The organism is Rhizobium ecuadorense, from assembly GCF_001187535.1.
Lineage (GTDB): Bacteria > Pseudomonadota > Alphaproteobacteria > Rhizobiales > Rhizobiaceae > Rhizobium > Rhizobium ecuadorense.
On record NZ_LFIO01000020.1, the window covers coordinates 21,489 to 33,423 of the forward strand.

Consider the following 11,935-nt stretch of genomic DNA (forward strand, 5'->3'; position numbering starts at 1 on the left):
GATTTCGGCGGTCCAGAAGACGGCGTTCGCAGCATTATTGCGATAGCCTTCGAATTCCATGAGGCTCTACACGTGCTACGTCGAGTGTTCCCGGTCCTGTCGACTGAGTCGCAACGACTGCGCACGCAAATGTGCCAAATTATCAACGTCGATGGGCTGGACGTCATTTGTTCTGGCACGGTGTGCAAAGAATCCAGTTGATGGATTTGAGCCGCTTGTTTGCGCGGCGGCCTTAACGCACTGTTTGTAAACGACATACCCGGGCGCGGTGTGCTTTCCAGGTGAGCGCGTTAAGGTTTTGTTAACCCTAAATAGCTTGCCAGTCTGTTAGAATCGATGCTTATTGTCAGCAGCGGAGTGATTGGGAATTTCCGCTCAGAAGCGCTATTTTAAGAAATCAGGTTCGGGGATGCCCAAAATCGCTGCAAAACTACCGCCAAAAGATGAAGACCTGATGGGCTTGATTGAGCGCCATTCTCGCTCCTTGTCGGCGCAACTGCAAGAGCATCAGCTCGCGACCTTTCCCCCCACAGCGGAAAAAGGCATTCGCACGTTTCAGCCGGCGGAAGCAGCAAAGCTGGTCGGTGTGAAAGAGGTATATCTCCGTCAACTCGCAAACGAGCTCGAGGGTCTGCAGGTCAGCACCAGTCCGACCGGTCGTCGGTCCTATTCCGTCGAGGACATGCATAAGATCCGAAAGCATCTCGACCAGGTGGGTCGCGGAAATCGCCGCTATCTTCCCCATCGCCGTGACAACGAAGCGCTCCAGATCATCTCCGTGATGAATTTCAAGGGCGGGTCCGGCAAGACGACGACGGCTGCTCACCTCGCCCAGTATCTCGCTCTTCGGGGCTACCGAGTGCTTGCTATCGATCTCGACCCCCAGGCGAGCCTGTCCACTCTCTTTGGCAACCAACCAGAGACCGATGTCGGTGCAAACGAGACACTTTACGGTGCGATACGCTACGACGACGCACGTCCGATGGCCGAAATCGTGCGCGCCACCTATATCCCCGACCTTCATCTGATCCCTGGCAACCTCGAACTGATGGAGTTCGAACACGATACGCCGCGGGCGCTGATGAAGCGGAAGATCGGCGATACGATGTTCTTCCATCGCATCAGCGAGGTGCTTGACCAAGTCGCACCCAGTTACGATGTCGTAGTGATTGATTGCCCGCCACAGCTCGGCTACCTTACCCTGTCTGCTTTGACCGCCGCAACCTCTGTTTTGATCACCGTGCACCCCCAGATGCTCGACGTGATGTCGATGAACCAGTTCCTGTCGATGACATCGGACCTGCTTCGGGAGATCTCATCTCACGGCGCCCGCTTCGATTACAACTGGATGCGCTATCTCGTGACGCGTTTCGAGCCCAGTGACGGGCCACAAAACCAGATGGTCGGCTACCTGAGGGCCATTTTCGGGGAAAACGTCCTTAATTTCCCGATGCTGAAGACGACAGCCGTTTCGGACGCAGGCCTGACCAACCAGACCCTTTTCGAAGTGGAAAGAGGCCAATTCACCCGCGCCACCTATGACCGCGCGTTAGAGGCGATGAACAACGTCAACGATGAGATCGAGTCACTGATCAAGAAGGCATGGGGAAGAAAGCCATGAGCAGGAAGGATATACTCCGGGCCCCGAGGACAACCGGTGCTGTGACGGCGCCAATCGAAAGACCGGTCAAAAGCCGGAGCATCCTTCCACTCCTCGGCACCACTGCAGCCGAACCAGCGCCGGCGGCGTCGCGCCTGACCGCCCAGGTTGGCGGTGCCTTCGCAGAAAGCAAGGCTCGCTTCGAGCGCGCCGAAGAAATCGAAAAACGTCTTGCGGAAGGCCAGACGATCGTCGAGCTCGATAGCGATAGCATTGATCCGTCCTTCGTACAGGACCGGATGCCCAGCGATATCTCTGCGCTCGTCGAAGCGATCCGAGAACACGGCCAGCAGATCCCGATCCTCGTTCGCCCTCACCCGGAAACACCGGGCCGGTATCAGGTTGCCTTCGGCCATCGGCGTTTGCGTGCGGTCACGGAACTGAACCGTGCCGTCAAGGCGGTCGTCAGGGATCTTACCGACGAGCAACTCGTCATTGCTCAGGGCCAGGAAAACAATGAACGCCAGGACCTCACATTCATCGAAAAGGCACGCTTCGCATCTCGACTGAATGAACAGTTTTCGCGTGATGTGGTAATGGCCGCGTTGTCCGTCTACAAAAGCGACCTGTCGAACATGCTGTCGGTCGTGACGCGCATTCCCGCAGACGTTATCGACGCGATCGGCTCGGCGCCCGGGATCGGGTTGAAAAGTTGGGTGGGTCTCGCCGATCTTCTTACGCGCGACACCGTTCTTGAACAGGCTTCATCTTTCTTGCGATCTGCGGAGGCGAAAGCCCTTCCCTCCCCCGACCGGTTCAAGTCGCTTCTCGCTCACCTGAAACCGGAACCTGCAAAACGTGGACTTCCAGAGCTTTTGACGACGCCCACGGGCGTGCGTCTTGCCCAGGTGACGAAGAGCAAAACCAAGTTGGACCTCTCGATCGATCGACGCGAGATGCCTGATTTCGCGGCCTTCGTCCTCGAACGGTTGCCGGCCCTTTTTGAGGAGCATCGCTCCAAGAGCGGCGCTCTAGAGCAAATAAATAACGGAGATTAAGCGGAAAAAGAAAAAGGCCCCCAAAACGTCGCCGTCGTGGAAACCTCTTTCAGATCTAAGCAACCTGAGAATCGCACTTCCACGAATATTCGTCAAGAGTCTTTGGCACCGATTTGGTGAGCTGATTTCTTTTGCCTTCTGAAAGGTGAAAGACGATGCAGACAGGAAGTGTGACGACGCCCTTTGGGCGGCGGCCTATGACGCTTGCTCTCGTGAAGCGGCAAGTTGCCGCAAACGAGATCAAGGCAGGCAAATCCGTCGACAAGTGGAAGGTCTTTCGGGACGCTTCCGAAGCCCGTGAAGAGCTTGGATTGCAGTCAAACAGCCTCGCTGTTCTCGACGCGCTGCTGAGTTTCTATCCGGAAACCGAACTTCGCCAGGGCGCACAATTGGTCGTGTTCCCTTCGAATGCGCAATTGATCCTTCGCGCCCACGGCATGGCTGGGGCGACGCTTCGGCGCCACCTGGCATTTCTCGTGGACTGCGGGCTGATTGTCCGCAGAGACAGCGCCAACGGCAAACGTTACGCTCGGAAGAACGGCGCAGGCGAGATCGACAATGCGTTTGGCTTCGACCTGTCGCCGATCCTTGCCCGCGCCGAAGAACTTGCGCTTGTCGCCCAGAAGGTCGTCGCGGCTCGTTCAGCTTTTAGGAAGGCCAAGGAGAATTTGACAATCTGCAGGCGTGACGTCCGCAAACTGATTTCGGCCGCGATGGAGGAGGGCGCCGACGGCAACTGGGCGGCTGTTGAAGCAATGTATGTGGACCTTGTAGGCCGCATCCCGCGGACACCGACCATGGCAGACATCACAAACATTCTCGATGAGATGGAGCTTCTTCGCGAGGAGATCCTTAATCGTTTGGATATGCAGTCAGATTCACGATCTGATAGCACCATTGATGCTCATACTGAGCAGCACATACAGAATTCAAATCCCGAATCCACCTATGAACTTGAACCTAGCTCTGGAAAAGAGCAGGGCGCGAAATTGGAGATAACCCGCCGGCCGAAGAACGAGCCGTTAAAAGCGTTCCCACTTGGGATTGTGGTGAAAGCCTGCCCGCAAATCAGCGACTATGGGCCGGGCGGAGCGGTGGGGAGCTGGCGCGACCTGATGTTGGCCGCCGTGGTGGTAAGATCGATGCTGGGCGTAAGCCCGTCCGCCTATCAGGATGCTTGCGATGCCATGGGACCGGAAAACGCCGCTGTCGCAGTGTCCTGCATTCTGGAGCGCGCACATCTGATCAATTCTCCCGGTGGCTATCTGCGAGATCTGACGCGGCGGACGGAGCGGGGTGAGTTTTCTCTCGGGCCGGTTATTATGGCATTACTTCGCAGCAATGGTGAAAGGTCGACAAAGCGGGATAACGGTGTTAGTTGCGACTAACTACGCTAAATCACTGAAATTTCATTGGTTTCCGGATTGCTTGGATTCGGCCGTGCCATCGACGAACGAATCTGGACCTGGCATCAAAGGCGCCGAACTGCGATACTCAAGGGATGGAAATCCAGCTCTTGGCTGTCCGCTGCGGGTGTAGGGCGTGGACAAGGGAGAGACCCGGCAGTGCTTAAGACTTTCAAAGCGTTCGTCTTCCACTTCTCCGTTTTGGCGCAGAAGACAGGCATTGGCGGATGCTGGCCGGAAACCGATCACAGGCTCTCGCCGATTGGACCCACCGGTCGTTAGTCGCGACTAACCGCGACAAGCCATTGAAATCAGGCCATCTTAGATGGTGAGCAACGGCCTGCCCCCGCCCGGGCCGCCAAGTTCGCGCTGTTTCGAGTTGGACGCTTCGAGCTCCATTGCGGTCGGCAGCTCCTCAGCATACTAAATCGACGACTGCCGCGATTTCTGGTCGCCCGACAGAGCAACCGTGAGATGGTCGAGCGGAGTGTCAGGAGTTGAGGTGCATCATCCTGCCCGCATCCGGCCGAGAGCGAGCATGATATAGGCACCGTCAGTCGGCATGTTCCAGTCCATCGGCGGATCTGGCCAAGCTTGACACTCCGCTCGCAAAGGACTTGTTAAAACGCAACGTTTAAACAGCTAGTCATGGATGGAGCTGCGACGAGATGAATGTTACGGAAATCATATCCGCGATAGAGCAGGTCATTGAAAGCGCGACCCCAGGGCCTTGGTATGGACGTGGTCCCAAGGGTTCTGAAAGCTATGGCGGCGGGTGCGTTGCCACGACGACGACGTATCAAGACATAAACTTTAAAGCGATTGCCGACGTAAGATCGCACTCGTCTGAAATCAGCTACGATCAAGCTGCGGCAAACCGCGAATTTATCGCTGCTTGTAATCCGGAAAATATCGCTATCCTCATCTCAGCCTATAAAGAGATGCAGCAAAAACTGGTGGCTCACGGCTTAGCAGGTTGAAGGGCCAGCAATCGCTCCAAACCGATCTACAGTCCGTGGCCCGAGAACATCGCTTACGTATTTCTTCCGGGTGCTTTCTCTGCACGGCAAAACTAGGCTCTTCACTGGGCGGTTGAGCAAAGTGTGGCGGAAGTTTCGGGGCTTTGCGTGAGCAGTGGGCTTGACGAGGAGTTTAAAACGGCTGCGCTTTTCGAAGGCTCTGGGCCAACCTCAGTGTCTACGCAGCGTTGGATCCGACGCTTGGGGAAGAGGGTAGATTTAGTTTTGATTTTGCAGATTGCAAATCCGAGTCAACTGAAAGCGCCCTCGGCGCTGACTTTGCGCTGACTTTGCGCTGATTTATCCGCTCTCGGAAAACCGGTTTAATGTCGCCTTGTTTCAGGCCACGATCGCTCACGACGGATTGGCCGTTGTTTACTGGTATAACGCTCGCAGGCGCACTCACCAGCTCGATCAGCTGGCCGCCATTAACAGGGCTTCCCGATAGGCCGCGGCGGCGAGCTGCGGGAGAGGCGAGCCAGTGGTCGGATTATCGGTCCTGCAGATCGGCCAACGGCGCATCATCGTGTGAATAGCCGCTCGATCTCCTCGCGCTGTTCGGCGTGTTTGGGTGGATTGTCATTCCTTAGCTTTTGCAGGTTGAGGATCTTCCAGCGGACGGCCGGCAAGGCGAGGGCGTGCGGCAAGCCGATAACCTCGAAGTCGGGGTCGCCATCGTGAAGGGACAGCAGAAACGTTCGGGCTTTATCATCAAGGCGCGCCCGGATGTCGCTCAGGAACCGCTCCCGGACGTCCAGCAATTCGTCCAGTGAGACCTTCTCGACTGTCATTCCATCGAATTCTTGTTTGAAGACATGTACGACGTTGGCTCTATTGGGCTGCAGCAACTCGTGCGGGGGCCGGCCGGAACTCGCCACGTAGACGAGGAAGGTGCGAAACAGCGGGTCAGTCAGTCCCTCGTTTTCATAAAGCAACTTGATGTCGAAGAGATCGCGCGCATGTTGCCGATCGACTGCTGCATGCATCTTGCCGCCGAAGAGGTCTTCGAAGGCAACAACCTGCATTTCTACAAAACCAAACTCGTCTTCGACCCGCTCGCTGACCCTGCGTCGTTCGACGGGGTGCACTGTGCCGCGGGCGACCGGAGAGGTCTCGATCTTGACTGCGGTCTGGCCCCGCCTCACTTCGACGCGCGTATCGCCGCCGCCACCGCCAGCTATTCGCTTTGCTCGAACTCCCTTGATCCTTTCAACCTTGGCGGCGACCCGGTCGAGGACCTCGTCGATTTCGGCCAAGCTCTCGTCCCTCGGTTTGAGCGGAAGGTAGGTCAGGTCGATATCGACTGAGAGGCGGGGGAGGTCTCTGTAGAAGAGATTGATGGCGGTTCCACCCTTCAATGCGAAAGCCGGCTCGTCGGCAATTATCGGCAAGGCCTGGACGAGGAGATCGAGCTGGGAAAGATACTGGTCACGGGCCATCGGCGTTCTCTGGCTTTCCTGGAAGGTACTCTTCTGGGATGGTGATGCGGTATGTGGGATGCAGCTTGCCGCCCTTGATGAATGAACGGTCGCCGCTCCCAAGATCGATGTTCGATCGGTCGATATGTTTGAGCCAGGCGTGATCATGGCGGTCGGCAAAGACGAAGAAGAGCCGTTTCACCTGGACTTTCGTGCAGTCTGTGAGAAGTTCGGTTATACGGCGCGGACGAAGGGTGGTCAGACCCTCGAAGATCGCATCGATGTTGTGAAAGCTCTCGTTCTCGGGCAGCTCGTCCAGCGCCTCGATAATAGCCCGCTCCGGCGTTGACGCGCGTATCGTCCAGCTCTGCAGAAACAGGATGTGATTGCCGTCCGGTTCCGCTGCCAGTGGTTCAATGCCGAGACCCGCTGTCTTGAAGAGACGCGTGCTGCGAAGGAGAGGGAGGCCATTGGTAGGGAGGTTCGCGAGCCAGCGCGGCGCATCGCCATAGATGAAGATCTTCTCGACAGCCCCCAGTGCCAGGTAGTGCACATGACCACGAAGCGCCAGCGCCGTGCGGGCGCCAACATGGAACGGGTAATCCATGATTGTCTGTGCAGACATGACGGCGATGCGCCAGTCGATGTGTTCTTTCGGTGAACCTTCCCGTCCTGAGGGGCGTCGATAGACGCCATGAATGACGGGCTGCAGCCAACCGCGGCGGAGATAGTCATGTGTCGAACTCCGGCGGATTTGCATTTTGCGCATCCATGCTGAATCCACGAGGAAGCCGGCAGGAACCTCATCCAGCAGTGACTTTAATTTGTCGCGTTTTTGATCGCCCATGACGAAAAATGGCACTAATTAAAGCCGGTAGCAAGCTTACTTTGAAAAGGTCACAAAAAGTCCGTTTGCAACGGACTTTTGCGATCAATTGTACGGCGGTGAACTGGCACTTTTCGTTTGGCCGGGCAATGTGCCGCGCTTACGGAAGCGTTGACGCCATACCCTTCGTCTGCTCACATTGATCCCGACCGAGGGTGCCGAAGCTCGGACTGAGACGACGGATAAATTGCGCTGACACCTGCAACTAGGCCTGCAATGCCGTGCATAGGTCTCTGGACGCGTCGGGTCTGTTTAGCTTCACGTCACCAGATGATCGACGTCCTAAATCTGACAGCGCCCTGTGCTCAGACGCAGCTGCCTTCAACGTTTCGACCGCTCGGCTTCCTTCGCGAAACAGGTTGAGCATGACAGCTGCTGCAAGCTCGACATCTGGACTGTCCTTAGGCAAACCGCGCCGCGACCTCCACTCCTCGAGCACACTGTCCAGGATGTCCAGCTCCTCCGGCCCAAACGTCGTTTCCAGAAACTGCTGCATGCTCGAATGACCCCTTCACAAGTGACGGCCGCAACGTGGGGAGGGCTCGGCGCGGATCAAGGGCGGGTTCGCAGGTGGCGCGGTTGCAGAGAGGAAGAGGAGGGATGGGGAGCTGTGACGGATTGAGAGGGTTGGAGAGAGTCTCCGCCCGGTCCGTCATGGAGAAACGACATGGCACACGTCGCCCCGAAAATCACCCTCAGTCCAGCCCGGGACATCCCCTTCAACAAGCTCGTGCTGAGCCAGGATAACGTCCGCAAGATCAAGGCGGGTGTGTCGATCGAAGAGCTGGCGGAGGACATCGCCCATCGCGGTCTTCTGACCAGCCTCAACGTGCGTCCGGAAGTCGATGCAGAGGGCAAGGAAACCGGTATCTACCGGATCCCGGCCGGCGGCCGCCGGTATCGCGCCCTTGAACGGCTGGTATCGCAAAAGCGGCTTGCCAAGACGGCCGGTGTTCCCTGCATCGTCAGCAACGGCGAGACCCCCGAAGTCGAAGATTCGCTTGCCGAAAACGTCCAGCGCGTTAGCCTGCATCCGCTCGATCAGTTCCGAGCCTTCCAGATGCTGCGGGAGCAGGGGCTTGGCGAGGAAGACATCGCTGCGCGTTTCTTCGTCTCCGCCGCCACGGTGAAGCAGCGCCTGCGCCTTGCGTCCGTCTCGCCGCGCCTTCTCGACTTCTATGCCGAGGACCAAATGACGCTCGAGCAGGTCATGGCCTTCTCGATCACCAACGATCATGTTCGCCAGGAGCAGGTCTGGGATACGATCTCGCGGTCCCATAGCCGTGAGCCGTATTACATCCGGCGCCTGCTGACCGAAACCGCGATCCGCGCCGGCGATCGCCGTGCCGTCTATGTCGGCGTCGACGCCTATGAAGCCGCCGGCGGTGTCGTGATGCGCGACCTGTTCGAACAGGATCAGGGTGGATGGCTCCAGGATCCGGCAATGCTGGAGCAGCTCGTGCTGGAAAAACTCAAGGCCGACGCCGAAGCGATCCAGACGAGCGAGGGCTGGAAATGGGCCGAGGCTGCCTTCGATTTCCCGTACGGCCACACGTCGGGCCTTCGCCGTTTCCATGGCGAGCAGGCCGAGATGACGGAGGAGGACCTTGCCCGGTACGATGCAACGCGTGCCGAATATGAGAGGCTCGACGCCGAATATGCCGAGGCCAGTGAATATTCGGAGGCGGCTGAGCAGAAGCTTGAAGAGCTTGGCTCCGAACTCGACCGGCTCAAAGATCGTCCCTACATCCTCGATCCGCAGGAGGTGGCTCGCGGCGGTGTCTTCGTTTCGCTGGGCGCCAGCGGCGAGCTTAAGATCGAACGCGGTTTCGTGCGACCCGAAGATGAGCCGACTGCTGATGTCGATACGTCCGATCCCGATAGGGATGGGGACCATTCGTCGGTCTCGGAGTCATCTGGTGTCGCGGCCGATGAGGCCGACGACGAGGATGAGACGATCAAGCCGCTCCCCGACCGCCTGGTCCTCGACCTGACCGCAGCCCGAACGGTCGCGCTACGCAACGCGCTCGCCAACGACCCGGTCGTAGCCTTTATCGCGGTGCTGCACGCCTTCGTGCTGAAGTGCTTCTATCTGTACGGTTCGGACTCGTGCCTGGAAATCACCCTGCAGAGCGCGAAGTTCAGCCAGACCCAGGGGCTTGGCGACACGGTCTGGGCGAAGGAAATCGACCAACGCCACGAGGCCTGGGGCCAAGATCTCCCCAAGGATCCTAACGATCTCTGGGCTTTCCTAATCGCGCTCGATGACGCCAGCCGGCAGGCGCTGTTTGCCCATTGTGCTTCGTTGTCCGTCAACGCGGTGATCGAGCCGTGGAACAAGCGAACCCGAGCCATCGTCCATGCCGATCAGCTCGCCGGCTCGATTGGCTTCGATATGGTCGAGGCCGGTTGGGTGCCGACGGTGGAAAACTACCTCGGCCGCGTCACCAAGGCCCGCATCCTGCAGGCGGTCCGGGAGGCGAAAGGAGACCAGTCGGCCGAGCTCATCGGACATCTCAAGAAAGTGGACATGGCGCGCGAAGCAGAACGACTGATGACTGATAGCGGCTGGCTGCCTGAACCGCTCCGGCTCCTACCGGACAGCGCTTCGGCGGAGCAGGCAACAACTGAAGCCCAGGAGACCGCCGACGACAGCTCTGTCGAGACGTCGGCGCCTGATCTCCCCGCGTTCCTGACTGATCGTGAGGAGGATCCTGACGCCGCGACTGACGAAGTCGACGAAGAACGGCATCTCGACGCCGCCGAATAACTGTTCTCTCAGAGTTCAACCAGCGGCCCGGCTCCGAAAGGAGACTGGGCCGCCCCCGTTTTCAAGAGCAGTTCTATGCCCGACGTTACGATCACCACCTTCATATCCCTCAACTCAGCCCGGCCACTGCGCCGGGTTCTTGCTTTTCAGGAGATAGTCCAATGAACACCCTCAGCACCAACACCCAGCGCACATCGTCCCGCTTCAAGGTCGATATTTCCCGTGGCGAACGGATCAGCCGCGTTTCGTCGGAGTGGTTTTCGCGCCCCGACGACGAGCGGTTCCTGTCGCTGACGGAACTCTACGATACCGTCCGGTCCCGAGCCGATCGCGCACATGCGCGAACGATCGAGAGCGCGGCGATCCGGGTGGAGGGGACACGCGACAATGCCGAGCGGCTTGAGCTCCTTGTTCCCGGCCAGCGCCAGCCGATCGCGCCCACCCACTGGAGCTACGGTCAACTCTGCAGCCTGGTCGGCGCGCCGGCCACCTATATGCGCCAGCTGCCGGCGCCGCTCGCGGCCATCAATCTTCAACATGGATTGCTCAACCACCGTGTCGAACTGGTGAAGACGCTCGAGATGGAAGACGGACGGATGGAATTGCGAGCGGTTACCGGGCCGGAATATGGCCGCATCTGGGACCACGAACTGGTTGCGGCGGTGATGAACATTGCCGGCAACGGTACTGGCGACACGATGTGGAAGGTGCCGGGCGTACTCGATTGGGCGACGATGACCCACAATCCCTTCGTCGACATCACCAAGGACACGACGACGCTTTATGCCAGCGACCGCGACGTCTTCCTTTTCCTGGTGGACGACACCCATCCAATCGAAGCCGGACGCCTGCCAAACGGGGAGCCCGATCTCTACTTCCGCGGCTTCTATGCCTGGAATTCGGAGGTTGGATCGAAGACACTGGGCATCGCTTCGTTCTACCTCCGAGCGGTCTGCGCGAACAGGAACCTCTGGGGTACGGAGAACTTCGAGGAGATCACCATTCGTCACTCCAAATTCGCGGCCCAGCGGTTTGCGCATGAGGCAGCACCCGCGCTGACCAGCTTTGCCAACTCGTCGCCCGCGCCCTTCATCGCCGGCATCAAGGCGGCGCGCGAGCGGATCGTCGCGCGTAAGGACGACGACCGTGAAACCTTCCTGCGCCGACGCGGCTTTTCGAAAGGCGAGACCGGCAAGGTGATCGAGATGGTGCTGTCGGAGGAGGGGAGGCCGCCGGAATCGATCTTCGATTTCGTGCAGGGCATCACCGCGCTGGCGCGCACCAAGACCAATCAGGACACGCGGCTCGAACTCGAAGGCAAAGCGAAAAAGCTGCTGGAGCGCGCCTCCTGATCCGGCTTCGAGGAGATCCATAGAACCTCAACATTCGAAATCACCATCAGCCCGGCCGCCGTACCGGGCATTTTTGTTTATGGAGCACTGCAATGGCTATACCCGATTATGCCCGCACGAACTTCAACACGCTGCTGCGCGCCGCGTCCGATGGCAATCTTGCCCTCATGGAATGCCTGGATGCTGCAACACGCGAGCCGCGCTACGTACTCTGCGCCGTAGGTCGTAGTGACGGTGAATTCGTCTTCACGCCATTTGGCCATCTCAGCGACGGCAATCCCTACGACGCCTACCTGCCACCCGATCCTGACGATCCGATTGGCGCCATCGCAAGCCCGACGACATGACGCTGACGATCGCCGGCAGTTCAAGCTGGCGATCCCCGACCCTTCTGTGGCTGCCCCATTATCGCTCCTGCGAACCTTC

9 protein-coding genes are annotated in these 11,935 nt (G+C 58.6%); 7 read left to right on the top strand and 2 right to left on the bottom strand.

The genetic code is table 11. The features are described 5' to 3' along the window. Positions 1 to 409 precede the first annotated feature (409 nt). The 4 genes from repA (at position 410) to AF337_RS00195 (ending at position 5,044) form a co-directional block, all read left to right on the top strand. Positions 410 to 1,621 carry a plasmid partitioning protein RepA gene (repA, locus tag AF337_RS00180; RefSeq protein ID WP_049730537.1) on the top strand — a complete coding sequence of 404 codons (1,212 nt, stop codon included), beginning with the start codon at positions 410 to 412 and terminating at the stop codon, positions 1,619 to 1,621. Next, entirely contained in the window at positions 1,618 to 2,658 is a 1,041-nt protein-coding gene (gene repB, locus AF337_RS00185) for a plasmid partitioning protein RepB (RefSeq protein WP_049730538.1), read from the top strand. Before repA ends, repB begins: the two co-directional genes overlap by 4 nt. A gap of 155 nt (positions 2,659 to 2,813) precedes the next feature. Beyond that, a complete protein-coding gene (repC, locus tag AF337_RS00190) occupies positions 2,814 to 4,046 on the top strand; it encodes a plasmid replication protein RepC (RefSeq protein ID WP_049730539.1) in 1,233 nt (410 codons plus the stop codon). Positions 4,047 to 4,732: 686 nt separating this feature from the next. Next, positions 4,733 to 5,044 (top strand): hypothetical protein, encoded by a 312-nt coding sequence (locus AF337_RS00195; RefSeq protein ID WP_049730540.1) that lies wholly within the window; start codon positions 4,733 to 4,735, stop codon positions 5,042 to 5,044. Positions 5,045 to 5,604: 560 nt separating this feature from the next. Here AF337_RS00195 and AF337_RS00200 read toward each other — a convergent pair. Both AF337_RS00200 and AF337_RS00205 read right to left on the bottom strand, forming a co-directional pair. Then, the gene (locus AF337_RS00200; protein WP_049730541.1) at positions 5,605 to 6,522 is read right to left on the bottom strand and encodes a nucleotidyl transferase AbiEii/AbiGii toxin family protein; all 918 of its coding nucleotides are present in this window, start codon (positions 6,520 to 6,522) and stop codon (positions 5,605 to 5,607) included. Next, positions 6,512 to 7,363: a type IV toxin-antitoxin system AbiEi family antitoxin domain-containing protein gene (locus tag AF337_RS00205; RefSeq protein WP_244471145.1), complete on the bottom strand. Its 852-nt coding sequence runs from the start codon at positions 7,361 to 7,363 to the stop codon at positions 6,512 to 6,514. The genes AF337_RS00200 and AF337_RS00205 overlap by 11 nt, the downstream gene beginning before the upstream one ends. A 691-nt stretch (positions 7,364 to 8,054) precedes the next feature. Between AF337_RS00205 and AF337_RS00215 the strand changes: the two genes are divergently transcribed. The 3 genes from AF337_RS00215 to AF337_RS00225 all read left to right on the top strand — a co-directional run bounded on the left by AF337_RS00215 (position 8,055) and on the right by AF337_RS00225 (position 11,856). Beyond that, positions 8,055 to 10,157 carry a ParB/RepB/Spo0J family partition protein gene (locus AF337_RS00215; RefSeq protein ID WP_049730544.1) on the top strand — a complete coding sequence of 701 codons (2,103 nt, stop codon included), beginning with the start codon at positions 8,055 to 8,057 and terminating at the stop codon, positions 10,155 to 10,157. Between the two features lie 161 nt (positions 10,158 to 10,318). Beyond that, the gene (locus AF337_RS00220; protein WP_049730545.1) at positions 10,319 to 11,509 is read left to right on the top strand and encodes a hypothetical protein; all 1,191 of its coding nucleotides are present in this window, start codon (positions 10,319 to 10,321) and stop codon (positions 11,507 to 11,509) included. Positions 11,510 to 11,601: 92 nt separating this feature from the next. Beyond that, on the top strand, positions 11,602 to 11,856 hold the full coding sequence (locus tag AF337_RS00225) for a DUF6117 family protein (RefSeq protein ID WP_049730546.1): 255 nt from the start codon (positions 11,602 to 11,604) through the stop codon (positions 11,854 to 11,856). Positions 11,857 to 11,935 lie beyond the last annotated feature (79 nt).